This is a genomic window from Clostridium amazonense, assembly GCF_056431285.1.
This window is the reverse complement of the sequence record NZ_JBWKMH010000010.1, coordinates 113,688-139,109: the sequence shown is the minus strand read 5'-3', so window position 1 is coordinate 139,109 and position 25,422 is coordinate 113,688. Positions and strand designations below refer to the sequence as shown.

22 protein-coding genes are annotated in these 25,422 nt (G+C 25.7%); 4 read left to right on the top strand and 18 right to left on the bottom strand.

The window, feature by feature from the left end; genetic code table 11:
- Positions 1-135: 135 nt before the first annotated feature.
- Complete coding sequence (locus AC07E4_RS05085; RefSeq protein WP_478215862.1) at positions 136-1,338, bottom strand: HD-GYP domain-containing protein; 1,203 nt, start codon at positions 1,336-1,338, stop codon at positions 136-138.
- Between the two features lie 197 nt (positions 1,339-1,535).
- Entirely contained in the window at positions 1,536-2,420 is an 885-nt protein-coding gene (locus tag AC07E4_RS05080) for a metallophosphoesterase (protein ID WP_478215861.1), read from the bottom strand.
- A gap of 487 nt (positions 2,421-2,907) precedes the next feature.
- Here AC07E4_RS05080 and brnQ point away from each other — a divergent pair, with 487 nt between their 5' ends.
- Entirely contained in the window at positions 2,908-4,203 is a 1,296-nt protein-coding gene (brnQ, locus tag AC07E4_RS05075; RefSeq protein WP_040327664.1) for a branched-chain amino acid transport system II carrier protein, read from the top strand.
- Between the two features lie 217 nt (positions 4,204-4,420).
- On the opposite strand, the gene AC07E4_RS05070 is transcribed toward brnQ, so the two are convergent.
- The 3 genes from AC07E4_RS05070 to AC07E4_RS05060 all read right to left on the bottom strand — a co-directional run bounded on the left by AC07E4_RS05070 (position 4,421) and on the right by AC07E4_RS05060 (position 5,992).
- Entirely contained in the window at positions 4,421-4,894 is a 474-nt protein-coding gene (locus AC07E4_RS05070; protein WP_242838405.1) for a GNAT family N-acetyltransferase, read from the bottom strand.
- A 17-nt stretch (positions 4,895-4,911) separates the two neighbouring features.
- Positions 4,912-5,145, bottom strand: coding sequence for a DUF6199 family natural product biosynthesis protein (locus tag AC07E4_RS05065; RefSeq protein ID WP_040327660.1), 234 nt, complete (start codon positions 5,143-5,145; stop codon positions 4,912-4,914).
- A 355-nt stretch (positions 5,146-5,500) separates the two neighbouring features.
- Positions 5,501-5,992 (bottom strand): NUDIX hydrolase, encoded by a 492-nt coding sequence (locus AC07E4_RS05060; RefSeq protein ID WP_040327658.1) that lies wholly within the window; start codon positions 5,990-5,992, stop codon positions 5,501-5,503.
- Between the two features lie 664 nt (positions 5,993-6,656).
- Between AC07E4_RS05060 and AC07E4_RS05055 the strand changes: the two genes are divergently transcribed.
- Complete coding sequence (locus AC07E4_RS05055; RefSeq protein ID WP_040327656.1) at positions 6,657-7,136, top strand: hypothetical protein; 480 nt, start codon at positions 6,657-6,659, stop codon at positions 7,134-7,136.
- Between the two features lie 23 nt (positions 7,137-7,159).
- Entirely contained in the window at positions 7,160-7,660 is a 501-nt protein-coding gene (locus tag AC07E4_RS05050; protein ID WP_478215860.1) for a hypothetical protein, read from the top strand.
- A 20-nt stretch (positions 7,661-7,680) separates the two neighbouring features.
- Here AC07E4_RS05050 and AC07E4_RS05045 read toward each other — a convergent pair whose 3' ends face one another.
- The 8 genes from AC07E4_RS05045 to AC07E4_RS05010 all read right to left on the bottom strand — a co-directional run bounded on the left by AC07E4_RS05045 (position 7,681) and on the right by AC07E4_RS05010 (position 17,197).
- The gene (locus AC07E4_RS05045; RefSeq protein ID WP_478215859.1) at positions 7,681-8,256 is read right to left on the bottom strand and encodes a GNAT family N-acetyltransferase; all 576 of its coding nucleotides are present in this window, start codon (positions 8,254-8,256) and stop codon (positions 7,681-7,683) included.
- Positions 8,246-10,066 carry an ABC transporter ATP-binding protein gene (locus AC07E4_RS05040; protein ID WP_478215858.1) on the bottom strand — a complete coding sequence of 607 codons (1,821 nt, stop codon included), beginning with the start codon at positions 10,064-10,066 and terminating at the stop codon, positions 8,246-8,248. Before AC07E4_RS05040 ends, AC07E4_RS05045 begins: the two co-directional genes overlap by 11 nt.
- Positions 10,066-11,853, bottom strand: coding sequence for an ABC transporter ATP-binding protein (locus AC07E4_RS05035; RefSeq protein WP_430829057.1), 1,788 nt, complete (start codon positions 11,851-11,853; stop codon positions 10,066-10,068). Before AC07E4_RS05035 ends, AC07E4_RS05040 begins: the two co-directional genes overlap by 1 nt.
- A gap of 65 nt (positions 11,854-11,918) precedes the next feature.
- On the bottom strand, positions 11,919-12,332 hold the full coding sequence (locus AC07E4_RS05030; protein WP_478215857.1) for an NUDIX hydrolase: 414 nt from the start codon (positions 12,330-12,332) through the stop codon (positions 11,919-11,921).
- A gap of 501 nt (positions 12,333-12,833) precedes the next feature.
- Positions 12,834-13,652 (bottom strand): histidinol-phosphatase HisJ family protein, encoded by an 819-nt coding sequence (locus AC07E4_RS05025; RefSeq protein WP_478215856.1) that lies wholly within the window; start codon positions 13,650-13,652, stop codon positions 12,834-12,836.
- A 159-nt stretch (positions 13,653-13,811) separates the two neighbouring features.
- Complete coding sequence (locus AC07E4_RS05020; RefSeq protein ID WP_478216029.1) at positions 13,812-14,990, bottom strand: AI-2E family transporter; 1,179 nt, start codon at positions 14,988-14,990, stop codon at positions 13,812-13,814.
- Between the two features lie 144 nt (positions 14,991-15,134).
- The gene (locus AC07E4_RS05015; RefSeq protein WP_478215855.1) at positions 15,135-16,025 is read right to left on the bottom strand and encodes an alpha/beta hydrolase; all 891 of its coding nucleotides are present in this window, start codon (positions 16,023-16,025) and stop codon (positions 15,135-15,137) included.
- A 287-nt stretch (positions 16,026-16,312) separates the two neighbouring features.
- A complete protein-coding gene (locus AC07E4_RS05010) occupies positions 16,313-17,197 on the bottom strand; it encodes an Rpn family recombination-promoting nuclease/putative transposase (RefSeq protein ID WP_478215854.1) in 885 nt (294 codons plus the stop codon).
- A gap of 281 nt (positions 17,198-17,478) precedes the next feature.
- On the opposite strand from AC07E4_RS05010, the gene AC07E4_RS05005 reads away from it, so the two are divergent.
- A complete protein-coding gene (locus AC07E4_RS05005; RefSeq protein ID WP_478215853.1) occupies positions 17,479-18,378 on the top strand; it encodes an AraC family transcriptional regulator in 900 nt (299 codons plus the stop codon).
- A gap of 137 nt (positions 18,379-18,515) precedes the next feature.
- Here the strand turns inward: AC07E4_RS05005 and AC07E4_RS05000 are convergent, their stop codons facing one another.
- The 5 genes from AC07E4_RS05000 to AC07E4_RS04980 all read right to left on the bottom strand — a co-directional run bounded on the left by AC07E4_RS05000 (position 18,516) and on the right by AC07E4_RS04980 (position 25,185).
- On the bottom strand, positions 18,516-18,731 hold the full coding sequence (locus AC07E4_RS05000) for a hypothetical protein (RefSeq protein WP_478215852.1): 216 nt from the start codon (positions 18,729-18,731) through the stop codon (positions 18,516-18,518).
- Positions 18,695-18,838, bottom strand: coding sequence for a GMP synthase (glutamine-hydrolyzing) (locus tag AC07E4_RS04995; RefSeq protein ID WP_478215851.1), 144 nt, complete (start codon positions 18,836-18,838; stop codon positions 18,695-18,697). The genes AC07E4_RS05000 and AC07E4_RS04995 overlap by 37 nt, the downstream gene beginning before the upstream one ends.
- A gap of 137 nt (positions 18,839-18,975) precedes the next feature.
- On the bottom strand, positions 18,976-20,802 hold the full coding sequence (locus AC07E4_RS04990) for a hypothetical protein (RefSeq protein ID WP_478215850.1): 1,827 nt from the start codon (positions 20,800-20,802) through the stop codon (positions 18,976-18,978).
- A 373-nt stretch (positions 20,803-21,175) separates the two neighbouring features.
- Positions 21,176-23,122: a UvrD-helicase domain-containing protein gene (locus tag AC07E4_RS04985; protein WP_478215849.1), complete on the bottom strand. Its 1,947-nt coding sequence runs from the start codon at positions 23,120-23,122 to the stop codon at positions 21,176-21,178.
- Positions 23,123-23,124: 2 nt separating this feature from the next.
- On the bottom strand, positions 23,125-25,185 hold the full coding sequence (locus AC07E4_RS04980; protein ID WP_478215848.1) for an ATP-dependent nuclease: 2,061 nt from the start codon (positions 25,183-25,185) through the stop codon (positions 23,125-23,127).
- Positions 25,186-25,422 lie beyond the last annotated feature (237 nt).

Sequence of the window (25,422 nt, the reverse complement as noted above, 5' to 3'; positions counted from 1 at the left end):
ATTTGTATTATCGTATTATTCAGAAATTTTTAAATGATTTTCAGTTATTTTGATGTTACTAAATGTAAAAAATATTTTTATATAAAAAAACTATCATAAAATAGAATTCATTTTCTACTTTATGATAGTAAAATTTTAATCCTTAAAAACATAATCAATATCTGAAACTATTTTTCCATCTATATATCCATTATGCTTCATTGTATTTAGTATTTCCATAGCCTCACCATGACTTAATGCTTTTCTATATGGCCTATCTTCTGTTATAGCCTGATATATATCAAGACATGCCATAAGTCTAGAGTTAAAGTCTAATTCCTCTGCATATAATCCAAGAGGATATCCTTTTCCATTAAGTTTCTCATGATGATTAGATGCCCATTCAGTAATTTTTTCAAATCCACTAATACTTTCTAATGTTGTTCTTGTATAATATGGATGTTTCTTTATAATTTCAAACTCTTCTTTTGTAAGCTTCTTAGGACTATCTAATATTTCATTAGGAACTGCCAACTTACCTATATCATGTAAATCTGCTGCAATTATTAATTTCATCTTTTCATCATCAGTTATTTTATAAAACTCACACATTATTTCAACTTTTTTTGATAATCCTGTTGAATGTCTCTGTGTATATTCAGATTTACTATCTATTATCTTTGATAATACACTTGTTATTTCATGTATTTTCTCAAATGATATATCAAAGCTATATTTAGGCATATCCCTTTTTAATATCTCACCTATATCGTTACTAGCAATCTCACTCCAAAATTCATCACAATTAGAAACATTTTTAAATGCCATAACTATTTTAGATGAAAAAGCTATTCCATCATTTTCATCTACAAATTTGTAGATTTTATTTCTATCACATTGTATCAAGTTACAATTCATCTCAACAACATTTGCAAATTGTATTATTTGTGACATTATAGGAATCTCATCCTTCTTCAATTTAAAAAAACCTGTACCATCATACTTCTCATGATGATACTTTATTACATTTTTTACATCTGTTAAAAATGGGTAATTTGCAATATTCTCTTCTCCAATTGAACAATGAACTCTAGATTTTTCTAAGTTAGTTAATGATACTTCTCCATTTACTCTTAATTTTTCATATAAGCTTTTTTCTCCTACACCATTATCATGTAAAATAGCAAGAGCAACAATATCATGAAGTTCTTCTAAGCTCATTCCTAATTCTTGTCCAATCTTTAATGAAATATATGCTATTCTTCTACCATGATTTGATGGTGCCCCTAAAACGTCCATTTCCATAAAATCTAATGCAAACGATACTGATGTTAAAAATTCATTTAAGTTAAATATCATATTTTTCTCCATCCCACAACTAAAATATTTATATATCTAATACTTTTACACATTACAGTTATAAATGAATATCTTTGTGAATAATGCTCATTTATAGTTAAATTTTACTTTATTATCATTTCTATTTCAAGTTTTAATAATTATCAGTTAATAAATTATTCTTATGATTACCATGAAAACCATAAAAAATATATCAGTTAAAGTAATTCAATTTTTACTGGTCCACCTATAATATCACGTCTAACGCATAGAACTCCATTTTCTAAAGAAGTTGTTTGCCATTTTATTAATTTTAACTCTCCTTTTTCTAATTCTATGCATGTTATTGAATATGGATATACACAGCAACCATCATTAAAATATTTTAAATTTTTTTCAACACTTAATATGGATCTATGTGTATGACCTGCTATCATTGGTTGATTGTTTTCCTTTACCCATTTTTCTAATTTCTTATCTACTTTAGTTCGCTTAGAGTGTTTTTTTGCTGGACTTGTTGGATTTCTAAATCCAAATACTTGTTCCATAGTAGACCATATATATCTTACTAAAAAGCATGCTACTTTTCCTAATTGATAATTTATAAAATCTACTTGGTGTCCATGTATAATAAAAAGTTTAGTACAATTAGGCTTATAAACTAATTTTAATCCTTCATACATAGTTAATTCATGAAATAAATCATATAAATCTTTTCTTGAATTATCAAATTTATATTTTTCTATTTCTCGCCTAAATTTTCTACTATGTTTTATTTCATCATGATTGCCAACTATCATATAAAATCTGTCTTTTTTTTTGAACTTAAGCAAAATATTGAAAACTTCTGGATATATATCATATATAGTACCTATCTTTGATACTTTCCAAAGTTCATCTCCATCACCAATTTCTATTTGTGTAAAATCTCTTTTATAGTAATACTTTAATGCAGCTGTATAAATATTTAAATTAGGTAATAAATCATCTTTCCAAGTTCCATCACCTCTATGACAATCACTTATAAATACAAATTTAGATTTATCATCAATATAAAGTTCTGGAACATTATTAAATATTTTATTTAATATACTTACAGTCATATACTTACTCCTAAAATTTCTAACCTATATTTATTATATAAATCTACATTAAAATTGTTATTACCTATATATTTTTTTCTATTTGACAAAACCTTTGATAAATAACTATATTTCTAAAATTATTTAAACATGAAATGCTACAAATATTATTCTAAACTAGTCTATATCTTGAATATAGCGAAGTTATTAAATTTATTTATTTATTTTATGAACTTGTAAATTTATAAAAAAATTAATTAAATGTGAACATACTAAGTAACCTACTGTTTTTCCATAAAATTTATAATATAATAATATGAAATCAAATACATTTTTATCCTATTCCAAATCCACATTTTTCATATTTTTTTACAATTATTACATTGTAGAAAAACACTATTCGTAGAATTAATTTTATTTATTAAAATAATTCATTGTTACGTATTAAATTTCTAATAATTACAATACTAATTGTATACATACCAATAAAAATTAAGGGGATGAATGAATGAAAAAAAATAATGCAAAAGATTTTATAGTTATTGGTTTTGCACTTTTTGCAATGTTTTTCGGTGCTGGCAACTTAATTTTTCCTCCCTACATGGGAAACTTGGTCGGTGATAAAACACCCATAGCTATACTCGGTTTTTTAATCACTGGTGTAGGTTTACCACTTACAGGAATAATTGCTTGCGCTAAAATCAATGGCAGCTTTTCAGATATTTCTAAAAGAGTTGGAAAAGTATTTTCTGTATTTGCTACAACTATACTAGTTTTAGCAATTGGCCCTATGCTTGCCATTCCTAGAACTGCTGCTACAACTTATGAATTAGCCGTACACCCTATTTTTCCAAGTGTCGGTCCATCATTATCTGTAGCAATATATTTCCTTATATGTTTGATTTTTGTTTTGAGACCTTCATCTATTATTGATAATATAGGAAAAATTTTAACTCCTATTTTGTTTTTAACTCTTGGAACTATAATAATTAAAGGAATTATATCTCCAATTGGACCTGTAGTAAATACAGGATTTAAAGGTGTATTTCCAAGTGCACTTCTAGAAGGTTATCAAACAATGGATGTTATGGCATCCGTTATATTTTCTTCAATAGTTCTTTCATCTATAAAGGATAAGGGCTATACATCAAGAAAAGACATAATATCTCTAACAATTAAATCAGGACTTGTTTCTGTAGTAGGTTTAGCCTTCGTTTATGGTGGGCTTATGATTCTTGGAAGTCAAACTTCTACAGTAATTTCTAGTGATATAGGCAGATCTGCTTTAGTTGTTGAAATAGTAAAAAGTATTTTTGGTAACATAGGAACTGTCATTCTTGGAATCTCAGTAGGTCTTGCTTGTTTAACAACTGCTATAGGACTTATATCAACAGGTGCTTCTTATTTTAATAAACTATCTCGTGGAAAAGTATCATATGGTACCTTTGCAATTATCATAAGTGTAGTAAGTGCATTACTTGCAACTGGTGGTGTTGATGATTTAGTTAAACTTGCTGTACCAATCTTAAATGTTTTATATCCTATTGTAATAGTATTAATAATAATTACACTATTAGGTAATTTAGTAAAAAATAATACTGTTGTAAGACTTACTGTATATACTACATTCTTTGTTAGCTTCTTTACTACTGTTGACACTCAAACTAACGGAAACATAACAGCTGTAAATAAGATTTTATCATTTATACCACTAAATGATGCTGGCTTCGCATGGATTTTACCATCCATTATAGCCTTTGTACTTGGTATGATTTTCTTTGAAAGAAAGCCATCTAAACAATGATTTGTGTAATTTAAATTGTTGACAAATTGTTTATAAATTTTACAATTATTTTGTTTAATTTTTCTTAATTTTATGATATATTTAAATTAACTCACACATCTCATTAAAAATTATACTTTTTCCTTAAAATTCCCGAAAATGTGACAAAGATAATTGTCACATTTTTACTATTTAAATATATAATAAAAGCACATGAAATTTATCATGTGCTTTTAAACTACAACTCTTTTTCAAATTCTATTTCATGTAATATAGGAATATCATAATATCCTACAAGTGATATATTAGGCTTTATTTTTCTAGCATCATTCACAGCATTTATATATATTTGTTTCATATTAAATCCTCTTCTTTGATAAAATTTTAAAGCTCTTATATTGTCATTAGTTGTTATAAGCCATATTCTCTGTAGCTTTTTATCAACAGCCATATCATAAACTTTATCTATCAAATTACTACCAATTCCATTGTTCTCATTTATACTATCAAGTGAAACAATTTCACACTCATTATTTTCTATACAATATGTTATAAGTCCTACTATTTCATTATTTTCTATGGCTACATAACCTGAAAGCTTACTCATGTTATGAACTTTTCCTTTTACTACAATTATATCTGATTCCCAACTTTTTATTATGAATTTCATTATTGCATTTCTTGAAAATTCATCTATACTAACTATCTTCACTATTATTCCTCCATAAGTTATAACAATATTTCTAATACAATTATTAATATTGTTATTATAATAATTACTAAACTGCCTATAGCTCCAAACTTTTGACGTTTTATTGCAAAATCACTGATTTCTGCATTTCTATCTTTTAATGTTTCTCTCAAGCTTTGCCTTAATGTTTCTTCTGGATTTTTAATAGCATATATACAATATGCTATTAGTGGTATCATAATTATAATTATGATAATTAACTCCATAATCATATATTCATCTCCTCCTACACTATACTTATAAAAAACCTCTAATTCTTTATGTTATATTTATTTTCATTTATAACCAATATTCAATTTATTCATAAGATTATATAACAATTTACTAAACATAAAATTATTATATGCTAGCACTCCTTGAAAATCCCAAAATATAATTTTGCCTATAATAACACCTTTCTAATATATTTATATTAATCTTACATAAATTAATATTTTCTATCTTTACACATGTACCTCCTTTATTTCTTGTAAAAATATGTTTTAATTGAATTAGGTATTATAGTTATTATTCCTATAAAAAATAAGCAGATATTACAAAAGTAAATTTGTAACATCTGCTTATTTTCTATTTTTGAATATGTAAAAGTATTTCTTGTATCTCAGGGTATTTGAATAATAATTTTTCATCTAACATTTTATTAAATTCATCAATTGAAACCCATTTAACTTCTGAAACTTCATTTTCCTGAAGATTTAATTCATTTATTTGAGCATCCTTTTTTATTAAGTAAATATCCCAAATTAAATCTGTTCTAAAAATTCTTCTTACAAAATTTAAATCTTCTTTTGAAATGTTTAAACCTATCTCTTCTTTAACTTCACGTATACATCCCTCAATTGTATTTTCCCCAGATATCATTCTTCCTGTTGTTAATCCCCACACACCAGGTAAAATTTCGCATTTTTCTGAACGTTTTTGAATTAATATATTTCCATTAGAATTAACAATCCATGCTTCCATTGCTAAATGATACTCACCTTGTTCTAATTTATCTCCTTTTTTTCTTATCTTATTAGTTTTATTACCATTTAAATCATATATATCCCAATATTCCATTTTATTATTACACCTCAATTACACATTTTTTATACTTCTAATAATTTATTCTATAAAAAAGATATTCTAAAATAATAATCAATTTTAAAATATCCTTCTATAGGGTTCCAAGCTAAAATTTTAAATACTAGCTTTCTCAAATGATACTACTAATCTTACAGTTTATTCTGATAGCATGATTGAAACCAATTAAGAACTAAGAGTAAAAAGTGAATAGTTATGGTTAATATTACTCATTTCATTCCTAATATTTGAAATGGAAATATATAAAAACTACGCTTTTATATTTTTTAAATTGGAAATCCAATTTTTACATTCACTTTCAACTTTCAATTTTCCATTTTCAATTTTAAAAATATAGATTAAAACTTCGAGTTAAATTTCTCAACAAATTATAGAACATTGATATCAATTTCAACTTTTCATTATCATCTTCTCTTCTAATTCTATAATTTCAAGACTTCTCAGTTCTTTATCTACACTATTTTACATTATAGTAAGAAATGTTAGTTCTAATATTTCTTTTTTACTTAAAGCTTCTTTATTTTCTATATTTATCTTAATTTTATCATATATATCATCACCATTATACTTTTTGATATACACTGTTTTTGCATCTTAGTGTATAATATTGTATAAATAGTATTTATATGGAGGAATTAAAATGATATTAATAAAAAGTAAGAAAAAGTGGATTATTTCTATTGCTATAATCATTTTATCAATTTGTGTTATCTACAAATTACATAGCTTCAAAACATCATTTGATGATATAATTTCAAATTTTTTTGATGACAATATAACATTTACTTCTATTTCAATAGGCTCTATTCATGATTTACATAATTTTAAATATTCTATTGACGATGAAAATAAAATTAATGACTTTATTAAATATATGAATAATCTTGAACTACATAAAAACAGTGAATCTTCTACTCATTCAAATAATCTGCCATTTGATTCTATTCTACTAATGAATGATGCAAATTCTGATTCAGTTTTTATAGACTTTTCTGATTCTACTCATATTCTAATTAATACGGAACATCGTGATCCACCTCATCAACGTGTCAATTCATGTACTTATGAAGTTGTTAATGGATCTATCGATTATGAGTACATCAATTCTTTATTTAATTAGACTTCTTATTATTCTAATTGGAGGTGTTTTTAATTTTTAAAAATTTATTTAATAAGAAAAATGAAAAATGGCTTGTTTTTATTATTATAATACCATTAATGTTATTTTCAATATATCATTTATCCACCTATAAAAAATCATTTGAGGATATAGTTTCTAAAGCTTTTGGTGATAATAAAAGCATTGAATATATTTCTATATATTCAATGCATAATTGTGATTATTCTAGAAATCTTATTGAAGATGATATTAAGCTTGATAAGTTTATTAAATACATGAATAGCTTAAAATTAGTTGAAAGTAAAACTTCTTATTCATATGCAGATGATAATCCTTTTGATTCTATATTTCTTGAAAACTTTACCTATGCTAATTCTATAGTTATAAATTTTTTTGATAATACACATATTTTAATTACAACAGAACATCATGATCCACCTCATCAACGTGTCAATTCATGTACTTATGAAGTTGTTAATGGTTCAATAGACTATGACTATATAAATTCTTTATTTAACAAATAATACCACTAAAAAAAGGATGCCTAATAGCATCCATTTTGCTTTTCATTATCAATCCATTCTCTTTTTAAAATTGAATATACTGATAGACTGCAAACTCTATTATTTCTAATTTGAACTTCTCTTAAAGTTCCTTCATATGTCATTCCACACTTTTGCATTACCCTTCCAGATGCTACATTATCAACATCATGTTTAGCACAAATTCTATTTAACTTAACCTCTTCAAATAAATATTTTATTACTGCTTTAAAAGCTTCCGTTGTAATGCCTTTATTCCAATATTTACTTGAAATACAATAGCCAATTTCACACGCTTCATTTTTCTCCTCTAATTTTACAATAGATATATTTCCAATAGCCTCATTAATATCCTTTAACACTATAACCCAATTATAAGTGTCTTCATCATACTGTGATATCCATAAATTAATAATTTCTTCCGCATCTTTAACAGACTCATGTATTTTCCATGATAAATATTTATTTACCTTTGTATCACTTCCCCAATTTTTAAAAACATCATTTGCATCTGATATCTTAAACTTTCTTAATATCAATCTCTTTGTCTCTATTAAACTTGTACCTTTATGATTCATAAACTATTCCCCCACATCCATCATCACTATACCATTTGCTTTGCAAATTATACATTTCTCTGTATTTCCCTTTAACATTAACTAATTCTTCATGTGTTCCTATTTGTACTATTTCTCCCTTGTTCAGTACAACTATTCTATCTGCTAGTTTAGTAGACCCTAATCTATGAGTAACAATTATAGATGTTTTTTCGTTTGATAATTGTTGAAATTTTTTATAAATCTTTGTTTCTTCTATAGGATCAATAGATGCTGTTGGTTCATCCAAAATAATCATATTACTTTTCTTATAAAATCCACGCGCAATAGCAATTCTTTGCCATTGTCCTCCTGATAAATCTATTCCATCAAATTCACGACATAAAAAAGTATCATATCCATTTAATAATTTACTATTATCTATATTAAAATCAGCTCTTGTAATTGCTTCTTGTAACAATTCATTATTTATGCAATGCAAGTTTTCACTTATGCATATATTGTTCCGTAACGTCATTTTATATCTTTTAAAATTCTGAAATATTCCAGATATATTTTTATATAAAGATTTATTACTTATACTTTTAGTATCTATGCCATTAACTAAAACCTCTCCTCTAATTGGCTTGTACATCCCTATAATCAGTTTAACTAAAGTGCTTTTACCTGAACCATTTTCTCCAACTATTGCAATAGTTTCATTTTTATTGATTTTTAAATTTATATTTTTTAGAGATAAATTTTTACAACAAGGGTATATAAAATCTACATTTTTTATCTCAATACCTGGTGATTCATTTATCTCAATATTTTCTCCACTTATTTCATCCAAATCTAAAAAGAAAATAAAATTTTTTACAGTTCCCAATCTTTTATTTATTCTTCCTATGTGCCTACACACTATTTCTTCCATCAATTTAAACATTGTTCCTATAGATGTAAATACGGCACCAAAAGCCCCTACTGATATAGATTCATCTAAAAGTGCTTTAATTAATAAAATTAAAACAGCAACATATCCTAGTAAAGTTAAACTTTTCATAAATATTTCAATTAGTCCAGTTTTCTTTTCAACTCTTAATATTTCATTATTCATAATTAATAAACTGCTTTTATAAATTTTCTTGAAATATTGAAATGCCCCTAATAATCGTGTCTCCTTATAAAATTCTTTATCTATAATACATCTTTCATAATATTCATATTCCCTTCTAACTGGCGCAATTTTTTCTTCTAAATGTCCAAATAGCTTCACCTTAACTATTTGCCCTAATGTTATTGGTGCAAATATTAATATTATAGCTATTGATAATATTGGCTTTAACTTATATAAATATATACCCATAAATAAGAAATATGGCAGATAAAAAGTTGCTATTGATATTATTCTTATGTTAATAAATATGCTATTTTCAAGTCCTTGTTGAGCCTTGTTTATATCATCTAAAATATTAGTATTCTCAAAATCAATTGCATTCAATTTACTACTTTTCTCATTTAAAATTTTTCCCAATATGCCAATAGCTTTATTGGTTACAAGCTTACTAGACATAAAGTTTGCTAGACCATTCATAATTTGATTAAATAATATGGCTATGCATAACAAAGTTAAGCTTAATAATACCATCTTTATATTGCTCTCTTCTTTTATCATCAATGTAGTATAGTCAAAAAATTTTTGAATAGCCAAAGTATTAATTCCTAATGATATTCCATGTAAGATATTTAGCAATATCATTAAAATTATAAGTTTAGGACATGCTTTAAAAAACATTGGTACTATTATCTTAACTATCTTTACAAAAGATGTATTTTTTGAATTGATTTTCATTATTTATACCAACTCCTTTGACTTTCATACATTTTTGCATAAACTCCATCATTTGCTATTAAGTTTTTATAAGACCCACTTTCTACTATCTTTCCATCTTCCATAACAAAAATTTTATCAGCCAGTTTAGTTGATCCTAACCTATGACTTATAAAAATGGTTGTACTATTTTTGCTTATTTTATGAAATTTTTCATAAATATTACTTTCACTTATTGGATCTAATGCAGCTGTAGGCTCGTCTAGAATTCTTAAAGATGCACAATTAATTATTGATCTCGCCATTGCTATTCTTTGCCATTGTCCACCTGATAAATCTACTCCATCAATTTTAATTTTACCTAAATTTGAATCTAATCCATTATTTAGATTTTCTATACTTTCATTTAAATCCATGTTATTTATTGCTATATAAAGTTTTTCTAAACTTATATCATTACTTACATCTCCCAATAAGATATTATCTTTAACTGATATATAATATCTTGCAAAATCTTGATATACCACAGAAAACATGGATTTTAATTCTTCCTGGTTATAAATCTTTATTGATTGATCATTAATTAAAATCTCACCTTCAAACTCCTCATATAAACCTGTTATAAGTTTTGTTATAGTTGTCTTTCCAGCTCCATTACTTCCAACAAACGCATAATTTTTACCACCTTCTATAACAAAAGATAAATCTTTTAAAATATAATTCTTAGTACCTGGATACTTAAAAAAAACATTTTTAAACTCTAATTTTTTCAGATTTACTCTTTCTTTGCTCGGTATTGATAGGTATTCTGGGTTTTCATCTAAAAACATGAACTCACTTAAATCTGCTAAAAATTCTTTATTTTGGGCTAAATTATCACCATATTGTGGAAGTGTCCATGCCATATAATTAATTAAACTAAAAATACTATTGACTATAGAAATAAAAAATCCAATTGTAATCTTGCCTTCAACAACTGGAAATATTAATATAAAAACTATTACTATAGAAAGTATCGATATAATAGCCCCACCTAGTTTCATATTTATAAACCATTTTACACTTACTTTTAATTCTGACTTTCTAGAAATCTCAAATTGCTCAAACCAATCTTTATTTATATCCTTAGAGTACTGAAATAATTCTCTTTCCTCTACGAATTCTCTATTATTTAAAACTTCCAGTAAGTATTTTGCTCTTCTTTTATTTCCTTCTACTTTTCTATTAGTTTCATAAATTTCACTTCCACTTTTTAACGATAACTTAAATAATGGAATAGAAATTAAAACTATTAATACAGCTGACCACCAAACCTTGGAAAATAGAATAATTAATATTCCCATTACTTCTATTATCAATTGAACCATATCCAAAATTAAAATATATGCATCACTACATTGGACTTCTGGCTCTTTCATAACTTTTGAAATTAAATTCGAACTATTTTCATTTTCTATATACTTGTATTTTAAAGATGCTACCTTCTCAATTAAATCAACCCTAAATGTTCTCCTAAGTTTATTGCTCATACATATTTCCAAATATTCTGATATATTTTTTGAAAACCATATATATGATAATAAAACTATCATAAATATTATTGGTTTAATAATATCATCAAATTGCTTTTTATGATTAAATATTTGAATAGCAATATCTAAAAATTTAGCCGTTACTAGAACTTGTAAAATTGGAATTATTCCATCTAAAATATATTTTATGCCTACTAAGATTGATTCTCTTGATGAATATATTAGTGGAATTCTTATTATATCTAAAATATTATATTTTTTCTTCTCAAGTTTCATTAAAACCACCCACTATAAACCATAATACTTCTATTATTTATTAAATCATTTCATAAATATAGATATCATTTTAGAAGTGTATCTTTAGCCAATTTTATATGCTCAATTATATGTCCTAGATTTCCTTCACCAGCATATTTATTGACATCAAAAAAATTTTCATCTAAATTACTCCAAAATAACTCATTTTCGTAATCATAAACTTCTATATCATTATTTAACTTTCCAACATAAACTTCTACATAGCAATCATAAGTATAGTAAGTAAAATCCATAAAGTGAGTTAATATAATGTCACTATTTGAAATTCCTGTTTCTTCTCTCAATTCCCTATAAGCTGCATCTACACCCTTTTCATTAAGTTCAATTTTTCCACCAACAAAATTAATTAACCCTTTGTATGGATTCTTTCTTCTTTTACACATTAAAATTTTTTCACAATTTTTATCGTATACTGCTATAACATTACAACCTTTCATAAATTCACCACCTTAGATTTATAAATTCTTCATTTTCATTACTTTTCCTCTTACATTTTTTCTAAAATTTTAACTAAAAAACACATTAAACTCTTTAAAATTTAATGTGTTTTTAAAATTCCAATTATAAATTTGATTTTATTTTACAATTATTTTTTATTGCTAATTCATTTAAATAAATTATCATTTCCTCATCTATACAACTATTAGCAAATTCTTTAACTTGCACTATTTTTTTATCATCTAATTTCAATTTTACAAAAATTTTATTTAGACTTTTATTTTTATGACTTGTAAACAAATAATATTTGTCACAAATCTATTTAAAACTTTGTCATATATATTCATAAAGTTATACACATTTACTTTTTTTAAATTTTAATTATACTTTATATTACTGTATTCCTAAGCTGAAAATTAAATATATGTACAACTTTATAAACACTGAAAGCACAAAATCTCATTGAATATGCTTTATATTTCAATGAGTCTTAACATTAATTATATAACTTTTTTAAATTGTTTTTCATCTATACATATGAATTCGGGCTTTCTATCTCTGAATATACATACATATTTAAATCCTACATATTCTAACATTTCATATGCTTTATCAAAATCCTTACACACATCATTTGCTCTGTGAGAATCTGAACCAATTGTTATAACTTCTCCACCTAATTCTTTATATCTTTTTAAAATATCCATATTAGGGTGTATTGTATCTAAACCATATCTATATCCTGATGTGTTTAGCTCTATTCCACTTCCATTGTTTATAATATTCTTTAGTATCTCATCTAAAATACATTTATAATCACTATATATTACTTTATTGTTTTCAAAGTTTCCATACCTTATAATGTAATCTAAATGTCCATAAGAATTGAAGTTTTTAAAGTTCTTAGTAGTTTCTAACATACTTTCAAAATATCTTGTATATACTTCTTTTTTAGTATATCCTTCAAAGTATTTTTTATCTGGTACATTTATTTTATCTACTGAATGTGTTGAACATAATACAAAATCAAATGGATTAGAATTTACTATCTCTTCAATTTCATCTTTCACATGGTTTTGATACCCAACTTCCACACCTAGTAATATTTCTATATCCTTTTTATATTTTTCTTTATATCTATAGATAGTGTCACAGTACTCCTTGCAATTAAGACTAAATCTGTCTGTGTTATACTCTAAGTGATCTGTAAATGTAATATGCTTAACACCTATTTGTATAGCTCTTTTTATAACATCCTCCATATTATCCTTCCCATCACTTGAGAAATGTGTGTGTACATGATTGTCTAATATATTCATATTTTTTCCTCACTTTTCTTATTTATCTTATATTTATATATTAATACATATTTGTAATGCTTAAATTAAGGTCATGTAAAATCCACGTAAATTATTTATTTTATGTTATATTAAAAAGGAGCTGTGCAATAACTATTTAGTTCAACGGCTCCATTTTTATCATATGTCATTTTCACTTTTTAATTTTTTATATTCTTTATATCTATTAAAATATACTCTTACAAGTCCAGCTACCGGTATTGATATTACCATTCCTAATGCTCCAAAATAACTTCCACCAATAAGAACTGCAATAAACACCCAAACCGCTGAAAGACCTATTTTATCTCCAACTATTTTAGGTTGAATAAAATTTCCATCCACTTGTTGATATATTAATAACAGTATTGTTCCTGTTATTGCTAAAGAAAGACTTGTAAACATTCCAAAGAAAAAAGCTAAGACAGCCCCAATTATTGGACCTACATATGGAATTATATTTGTGACACCTGCTATAACTCCTATTATTACTGCATAAGGGTGCTTAACTATCATTAACAATATAGTTGATGCTATTCCTACAATAATACAGTCCAGCAATTCACCAACTATATATCCACCAACTACATAATCTACATCATAAAAAAATGTTTTTAAAGCTCTTGATGCCTTTTTAGGTAATAACACATCTATAATTTCTTTTACCTGTTTTACAATTCTCTCCTTATCAATTAGAAAATATGCTGTTAATATCATTGTCATTATAAAATTCAATAAAAATGAAGATATATTGCTAAGTGTTATTATAATTTTTGCTAACAATCCTTCTAGTACATTTTTTAACTTATTCATAATATCTATTGATATCTTATTAGTATTTTCAAAGTGTATACTTTTAATATCAAACTTCTCAGCTATATTAATTGCCCATTGCTTTAACTTCGCTTGAAACATTGGTAGTGCATCTATTATATCGTTAAAGTTCTCCATAAGTGGTGGCACTAAAAATTTATATATGATTATAAGTCCTAATATAATCATAAAAAATAAAATAAATATACTAATAACTCTAACTGTTTTACTATACTTATCTGCATCATTCTTCTTTAACACATAATTTAAGCCTCTATAAATCAAACTTTCAATCCATTTAATCGGTTTATATAACAAATATGAAATTATTATTGCATATATTATTGGTGATATAACCTTAATAAATCTTCTTAACTGAAAAAATAACCATGCCAAAATATCATCACCATATGCAATAGCTTTAACTGCTAAAACAACCACAATAGCTATAAATATAATCATTCCATATTTAATATATCTATTATCTTTCTTTAATCTTTCAATCATCTCATTCACCTATCCACCTTTGTCTATATCTTTAATTTTAAAGTTCCCATTATTTAATAAAATTATAAACAAATACTTAAGGTAAATTTAATTATATATTTTATTTAAATTAAGAATGATATATATTTCTTTAATCTCTTTATTTTAGATATTTTTTATTAATTTAAATGCTTCATTTACTATCAATTCTGGTTTTAAACGATATATACAATGTGTAGCCCCTTTAACTTCTATGAATGTTCCATTTTGTGATACTTCAGCAATTTCCTTAATTATCTTCTGCCATGTATTTTCCATGGTTATAGCTTCTTCTTTTTCAATTCCACATTTTATTAAATTTGAAATCATTAATTCCTTATCTCTTGTCATTACTATCACTGGACATTTATACTTTCTCTCTAAAGCTCTTATCTCATTAATAGTTTCATCAAGGCTGTAGTATTCTAGCATCATTGTTTTGTATGTTTGTGGCTCTACTAAAAAATCCAAAATTCTTTGTTTTGATTCTTTTGATAACATCATTTGCTCTTTGCTTATTTTAGGATTAATTTCTAATATAAGTTCTTCTTTGTTTTTCTTTGATAATTGCTCCCAATTTTTAATATCTTTGCTTCTTGAAAATTTTTCTTTAATTGTTGGTAACTTGTCCATTTCTTTCTGATAAATTGTATTTGGATCTACTAAAATCATTCCAATTACTTTTTCAGGATATAATTGAGCAAAATGTTGAACACATAAACCACCAAAAGAATGACCAATTAATATAATGTTTTTTTCAATATTTTCTTTTTCTAACAACATATTTAATTCTTTTACAATTTGTCTACCCGTACGTTTTTTACATTCACTTCTGCTATTTCCATAGCCTGCTCTATGATAAGCAATTACTCTAATTTTTTTAGAAAGTTCATCTATTACAATATCCCAATCACTAAAATGAGTACATATCCCCAATTCAATAACTACTGTAACTTCTCCACTTCCTTTAATACAAGCTTCTATTTTTCCTTCTCCAATATCGATTATTTTTTCCATATCATTGTCCCCTATCTTATATTCTAAACTCAATTCCCTCTTCTAAAATCTCTTATTTATTTTATCATACTCTTTTACTTATTTTTGTAAATATATGTATGGTGAAATTATTCTTTAAATGTAATTTATTATTAATCTTTATTTGATATAAAAATAAGACAGGTTAATTACCTGTCTCAAACTCTCTTCTAAATTTTTTCTTATCTTCCTTTTTATATAAAATACTTCCTTCTCATTTCTTCTATTGTAATTATATATACTTACTTAACCCTTGCTAATATATATTTCTATAAGTTTTTCTTTAGTTCCTTTACTTCTTCCTCTGTAAGTTTTGAATATCTAACTATTTTCTCTATTGGCTCTCCATCTTTTAGCATTTCTATTGCCATTTCTATTTTTCCTTTTTCTATCCCTTCTTCTCTCCCTTTTTCTATTCCTTCTTCTCTTCCTTTTTGTGTATAATATTTCTTTCTTATTTCTTCTATTGTCATTTTATATACACCCCCACTTATTCTTTTATATTCATTATATTTTTCATCTAATTCTTCATCATTGATCAGAAATAGATATTCTAGAAAATCTACCAGTGCTTTTATTTGCTCATTATTTTTAACTTTATCATAATCCTTTAATTCTTCTGCCAAGTTTATTTTTGCATTAAATATGTCCTCATCTTTTGCACCTGTTTCAAGTAAAATTTTTGCCATTTTAAAAACTAATTTTAATGGATTTTCTTCACTTATCTTATTTAAATCTAATGTTTCTACATCTATAGTTTTAAAATTATATGTTAATATTTCTTTTTCTATCTCTGGTAGTTTATATATGTAACTTTTATCTTTTCCTCTACTACCTTTATATGTATAAATAGCTGCTGCTATTATTTCTGATTTATCGTTGTATTTATATCTAAACTTATCCCATATTCTGTAGAAATATCTAAACATTCGTTCTCCAAATACTTCCTTGTCACTACTATAACTTTGTACTTCTACATGAATAAATATTATTTTATTTTCATTGTTTTTTAATCTTACTTTTATTATTTTATCTGATATTATTTTTTCACTACTATCTTTATCAAAAATTTCTTTTTGTATTTCTAGTAATTCCTTATCTAAAGATTCTGTGCCTAATTCCCATGCTATTTTATCAAAGAGTTCTGGAAACAATAATTCTGTGATTTCTACCTCGAATGCTTCTAGTATAGATTTTCATGCGGCATCAAAATCATGTTGTTTATTCAAATTTTTCACGTCCTTTAAATTATTATATACTTAAATATATTATATCCTAAAATATATTTTTATAACAATAAATAAAATATACATAATGACTGTCACTAAGCTAGTGTTTAATGCTTTATGCTAAATTTTAACTTATAAGTTAGTTGATTTTGACAAAACTTCTTGATACAAAATATAGTAATATAATATTGGAAGGAGGGATTAACATGGATTATCTAAATACTATACTTGAAGCAACAGAGTTTATTCATCAAAATTATACTGAAAATATTTTAGTTGTTGATATAGCTGAATATGTATATCTTTCACCATCTTATTTTTCAATGGTTTTTAGAATTATTACAGATTATACTGTGAAAGAGTATTTAAATCAATATCGTTTATACAAAGCAGCAATTGCACTCAAAGAAACTGATAAAAAAATCATCTTTATAGCCTTTGAGTCGGGATTTTCATCTCAACAAGCACTTACAAAAAAATTTGTAAAACAATACAAACTTCCACCAGCACATTTCAGAAAAATAAATCCACCTATTAATCCATTTCCTCCTGAAAATATATTCATGGAAAGAGGTATAATTATGGATTTAAAACACTGCTTTGAAAATGTAAAATTTATCACAAAGGAAAGTTTCCTAGTAGTAGGAATTGAAACTGACATTGACTATAATCTAGGTACTAATAATATAGGAAATTTATATGATAAATGGAATAATGAAAATTTAGTAGAACTAATTCCTGATCAAATAAACTATCCAGTAGTATATGGAATGACTCATGAATCAGATGAAAATGACACAGCAAAATATATGATTGGTGTAGAAGTTTCCACATTAAAAAACTTACCTTCTGGCTTCATTGCTCGTAAATTTGACACCTTCGAATATGCTGTATTTGAAACTACCCTAGATATGGAAACTAGCGGAGAATTTTGGAGATACTTTTATAAAACATGGTTATCTGAACAAAATCTAAAACAACCTCAATCTATTTGTACCAAAAATAAAAATATCTATACAAAACTTCCTAACTTTGAAGTCTATGATGTTAACTTTAAAGATGAAACATCCAAAATTCAAATTTACGCACCCATTATAAGAAAATAAAAAGTTATAAAAAGAACCTTCTTGCTCAGAAGGTTCTTTCAATTGTTCTTCAAAAGTATATTCTTTAAATATATTTAATAACTTCTATTAAAACAACTAATAAATGTTTTAAATTTCATTCTTTATATCATTTAATTTTATAATCCATACTTATATAAATTATAAAATAATCCTTTTTTATTTATTAAATTATCAAAACTATCATATTCAGCAATAATTCCATCTGACATTACTATTATTTCATCATACTTCTTTAACAGTGTTGCATTTAATTTATGGGTAACTACAATACTTGTCAGTTTATCAATTTCTAAAATTAAATTTTCAATATTGCAGGTATTTTCATTGTACAATCATATAGTACACGGTTAACTTCATTTACCATTCTAGTTGTTATTTTTCCAAGAACTTTCCATGGAAGCTCAGCAGATTCTGCTATCATGAAATCACTTGTAAGCACTGCTCTAACTTTTAATTTCACTATATTTCTATATAATTAATAGTTCATTCTTTTAGTAGGTAGCCACTCGCTCTTTATTTCTATTAGTGGCTTTCATATTACAATAAATAGTAATAACTATATTCAAGTATCTTCTATTACTCCAATATTTCATGACACTCGTTAAGTAAATCATCAGCATATTCTGAGATATTTACATTGCCAGTCTTAGTTGCACTTTTAATCTCTTCTAACTTATCAATAACTTCCTCTATTTCATATCTCTTTGTATTTTCATTAATTTGCAGTAATTTTAGCTCACATTTAAAAATTTCAAATGTATATTTGTATTTTTCATAACTTACTTGATTAAGTAAAATTTCTAACATTTCTTTACTATCTTCTGCTTTTTCTATATATTCTTTATTATTTCCAAAATTAATCATAGCCCCTGTAATATTTAAATGCATTTTTTCTAAATAAACTCGAATAGGGAATGAATTTTTAGGCATATAATCAAGTTGCTCTATTAGCTTATCAAGTATCTTTTCTGATTCTTTATAATCCTCATAAATATTCTTTAATTTATATAATCCTTCATATGCAGACGCTATATCGAGATTTATATTATCAATATTACTTTTACAATCATGATACTTGTCTTTCTGATACAATCCTTTAGCAATTTTATAATAGCGAATTGCTTTTCGCTTATTTCCTTCCCAATCTGAATTGTCATATTGATATGACATAGCTATATTTACATTAACCATAGCTAATCTTAAGTTATCTGCTTTTGCAAAATCCATATCTAAAACTGATAAATATAGCTCTTGTGCCATATTAAAATATTCATTTTTCCCTTCTTTTTCTCCCTTATGATAATAAGTTCTAGCCATATTATGAAATAAAATATATGCTTGTCCTTCTGTAAGTTTGTCAGAATTTAAAAATATACTAGACATTAATGCCATTGCTATTTCTAAATATTCATTAACCTTATTTACAGATATTTCATCACACATATCCATATAGTTTCTTGCAATATGAATAATTATATCGTTAAAAAAATATTGATCATTTTCTGATAAAAATTGTAGTGCTTTCTTCATATATTGATTAGACTTATTGTAATTATAAATCTTATTCTCATCCATACCAATATCAATATATGACAGTGCAATATTTCTATACAACAATACTACATCATCCCTCTCAGGATCACTAATATTTTCGGCCTTTTCAAACCACTTAATTACGGCTTTATAGTCACTTGTATTTCTAGCTAAGTGCCAATAACAACATGCAATTTTGTAATAACAAGTATACTTTATACCCTGATCTTTAGTCCACACATTAACTTTTTTTAATCCCTCTATTGCTTTTTCATATTCTCCATTTTCTACTTCCTGCAAAGCAACTTGTAATTCTTCTTCCTTTTCTTTAGCTATTCTATACTCTTCCCTCTCTTTCCATCTATCTTTATCACCTTCTAATGTACTTATTTTCTTCAAAACATCATTTTTAAATTTTAATATTTCTTTATTAAAATCCTCTATTTCACTTAATTTGGTCAATCCATAGTTCTTAAACAACGCATCAAATTCTTTTTGAACTAGGCATTCCTGCATACAATTTTGCCAATCACTTACAATACCCTCACCATAATCTAGCATATAATTTTTTCCCAATAACTTGCATAAACACTCAGATGCATATTTCCTATCATTTAATTTATCAAATGATACTTCTTCATTACTAAAAAAAGTATTTACGGCATTATCATCATATTCCCATTCTCTTTTTTGGCATAAACATTCTAAAGTTCTATCAAATAATAGTAACCATTTTTCCTCAATAGTTAACTTTTTCTTTACCTTTAAATCAGTTAATTTATCTATAGCCTTACCACCTAGATACTGTAAGAAAAACTGTATTCCATATGTACTTATTAAGAAATCCTTAAGTGCTTCTAAATCGCTCAATTTTATTCTCCCACCCTTTCTATCCTAGATATCCAATTATACATATTTTCCTAACTCTATCTTAAATTATAAATATGTTAATTTTAAAAAACAACCTTTCTATTCTAATTTACGCAGTATTACTATTTTGACACTTTTGATATTCATTAAAATACACCTGCTGTCTTATTTACACCCTTACATGCCTTGGACATAGTTGAAATATGAACTCCCACAATCTTACTTGCATTTCTTACTTAATCGTGTAAAATTGTAAGCCCATCACGATTCTCTAAGCATACTACCTTAAGAGAATTAGCTTTACTAATTTGTTCTTTATGTTCTTAAGAAATAACCATTCTTTTATTTATAAATTAATTACAACAACTAATACTTATACTTGAACTATCTTTATTATTCCACTTCCCTCTAAGTTAATAAGATCTTTTTCATTCTTTTTAAATGTATCTTCACATGTAGCAATACATAATAAATCTGTTGCTCTACTCATTCCAACATATGCAACTTTTAATGACTTTCTATCATCTTCATTTTTTATCTCAATATTATCCTTAGTAATAAACTTAAAAATCCTCATTAAATCTGTCTTATTTTTATAATATGTTTCTAAATATAAAGTTGATGTATGTGTTTCACCTTTTACTCCATGTACTGTATCAAAAAGTATAGTTACTCCATCCTTATTATATTTATTTAATAAAGAATCTTTTATTACTTTATCCCCATCTTGTAACTCAAATAATTTTATAAAATTCTCTTCAGTAATATCTGCGCTAATCTCTTTTATTAAGCTATAAGCACACTTTCCAATTTCAACAAATGCGCTTTTATTATATAAAGTTATTTCCTTTACTTGTTTTACAACACAAATCCTTAATAATTTTAATTGATCTTGTAAATTCTCAACCATATATCTTTCTAACATAGTGACATTAATTTTCTTGCCGTCCATTTCTACTCCATTTAAATTCAAAAATCTAGACATGCATTCTATTACGGATTTATATATTAATCTAACTGATATCCCAGATTTAATATTCTCAGAAAGAATAGATTTCAGACTAAGTCCCTTATATTTTTCACTCTTGTCCTTATTAGATTGATAATCCGAAAAATAGCTTTTTACAGATAATTGTTCATCTTTTTCTTTATATCCAACCCAACCACAACATTTTAAAATATCATTCTCTTTGTCTAAGCTATATTGTTTAATTAATTCTATATATTTATTTTTTACTTCATTAATTTTTTCTGGCTCATATACTAGAACATGCGGTACTATAGAATTACTAGAACCATTTCCAATTAGCGGTTTATCTGATTTTTCTACTCTAAACTTTCCAATAAAATTAGCTATAGATTGAGAAAACCTCATACTATGTGATATCTCGAATTTTAATACTTCTTTATCTGGATTATTTGTATTATTATCCTCATAAATCGCTTGGTTTAAATCGCCAAACTTCTGAACAATAATTTTATCTGAAGAAAAAATTTTACTAAATATATCATTTTGAATCCAACTATTATCTTGGACTTCATCCATAAAAACATATTGAAATCGTTCAGCAAAATATGTTGATATCATAGGATATCTCTCTATATACATCTGTGCTAATAAATAGGTATCACTATATCTAAGGATGCCTTGTTCTAATAAATTATTTATGAATAGACCATTTAGTGCCTTATACGTTTCTGTTTTTGGATTTTTTAAATTTAATGATACTTCACCTGAAAAGAAATCAAACTTTCCAGCTACTCTTCTAACATTAATTGATTTAATATATTCATCTTTTATTTTATTTTGCTCTGCCCAACTAATTCCATTTCCTAATTGACTTTTTCTTTTTCCATATGCGAATTTTCTTAATGTCATTATATATTCCATATTAGAAAACATATTTTTATAATAAAAATCATCATTTATAGATGAAATACTTTTTCCATAGTTCAGCTTAATAAAAGGTCCTGCTAAAAATTTATCTGTAAATGATTGAATGGTTCCAATAAAATTAGGATACTGAAACAATACATCACTTTTGTTTCCTAACTTATTCTTTATCTCATTTATGGCTACATTCGTATGAGTAATAATACATACCCCTTTACTGTCTTGTAGTGGCATGTGGTTTAGTAATGCTATAACTTTTCCTAATAAAGTTGTTGTCTTTCCACTCCCTGGGCATGCCATAACATCTATAGATTTATCCATACACTTAATTATTGGTATTTTCTCATCTATATCAAACTTTTTATCTCCTATCAATAGTTTTTCAGCATAAGAAATATCATTATCAGATAACTGTACTAACCCCATAACTATTCCTCCTGTCTACAAGCATGTTTTATTGCGTTTACTAAATAACATAAATGTGTATCAGACTCTATAATTTGTTTAACAGAACTACTATTAGTTACTAGCATATCTGCAAAGTATTGTGCTGCTATTGCTTTAGATGCATTTTTATCTAGCAAATCCTTATATATTTTATAGGCAATCAAATCATCATGATCACCACTTTCACTCCACTTTTTAATATTTTCTTTGGCACACTTAACTTCATCTGTAACATCTATACTTATTTCTTCATCCACTTTTAATTTTTTCGCTATACATATAGATGCATAAAGATATTCCCTTAATCCACTTAATGCAATATCATACTCCAAAGTCCAATCATTAGTATATAATTTTGCTTTTTCAGTACAATATTTTTTTTCCTTTATATTCTTCCTTATTCCCATTAAACGTTTTGTATCAATAACTGTTTTCATTCTTCCTTCTAAAGCTGCTTTAAACCCTCTATGACTATTAAAGTTTTCCACTCCATTTGATTTTTTAATCTCACAAAATAGTTCATCTTTATCTAAGAAGTATTTATCTTTAATACATTTTAGTTCTAACTTATACTTCTCTTCTAAATCAGATAAATCATCTTGAATTACTATAAAGGTATTAGTATTTATCTCACTTTTCTCTGAATAGTAACAATCTGGTCGAATATCCAAATCAGTTATTATAGATAAAGGTATATCAATAACTGTTCCATCAGTTCTTTTAAATATGTTAGCATACCTCAAAAATGCCAAACTTCCAACATTAACAACTGATACTCCATACTTCTCTAATGGAAAATTAATAATTTTTGCAACTACTGGCACAATTAAGTTTTCAGCATCTCCTTCAACAAATATAATACCTTTTGCGAAAAATAAATTTGATTTTGTTGCATCTAGGAATCTTTCTAAGTATTTATAATCACCAGCACTTAATCCTGTATTCCCTGAATCTAATGGATATGTTAAATTATTTTTTACATAAATTAAATTATCCAACTTTATTTTTGAAGCTAGTGTTATGCTATGTGTTGTTATAATAAACTGTAATTTTTTATTTTCCATTCTTTCTTGTAAGTATTCAATTAATCTCAACTGAGCTTGAGGATGTAAATGTGCCTCAACCTCTTCAATAAGAGCCAAATTATAACTATCTTCTATATCAAATAGTAATAACTCAAGTGCTATAAACAATTGATTTAATGAACCAAGTCCAATTTTATTATCTGTAATTACCAAACTTAATTTTCTTAATATACTAGTTAACTGATTTTGGCTTATTGTTACTTTAGGTGAATACCCCTGTTCTGAATAACTACTTCCCATAAATGCATCTAAAGTAGTATCCAAACTTTTTGTAATTTCTCTTGCTCCCTTTTCCCCATCTTCAATTCCAAATTCCTCATCTTTCTCTAAATCATCCTTTTTAAAATATTCTTCTATCTTTTTATTAGCAACACTAAAATACTTTTCTAATGTATGTTGCTGCTCCTTATTATGCTTAAAAATAGGATGATTATTTAGTATTTGTGCCAACCTAGAATGATATCCTTGTTTCAATTCATTTTCAGCATCTCTTAAAGGCTTTAGATATGTTGCAGACAATAGATCTATTGCTTGAAATTTCGAATCTAAATCAGGTAATCCTGCATTAATAGAATATGATATTTTATTTTCTGTATTCTTTACAATCAATCTTACCTGTAATTCTGGATCTCCTTCCTTATCGAAATCAATCCACTCTAAAAAACTTCCTGATTCCTCCTCTGAAAGTTTTCTAAATATACACTCTATTTTTATGTTCTCACTTCTTACACCATTATCATCTATATAAAAATCCGACTCCTGAATATGTATATTATCATGGCTTTTAGTTCCTAAAACTAATTTTATCGCATCAATAATAGCCGTCTTCCCAGCATCATTCTCACCAATAAGTACATTTAGTCCAGAATTTAATTTAACTTGTATTGCTGGATTTTCTGTTATATTAGCATGTCCATACTTTCTAAAATTCCATATATTAACCTCACCTAAATACATGTTTATATCTCCCTCACAATCAGCTTAACAACTACTTTTTATATTTATACACTTTATTCTATTATATATTATATTTAACAATATTCCCATTATTAAGTTCTTCTAAGATCATTGGTTACTAGATTCTGAGGTGTAATAAAGTATCTTACAATGTCTTCAATTATTACTAATTGAAGACATTGTAAGATCCATGTAAATATCACCGTATAACTGAGTTCATCGTATTAACATCTTCTA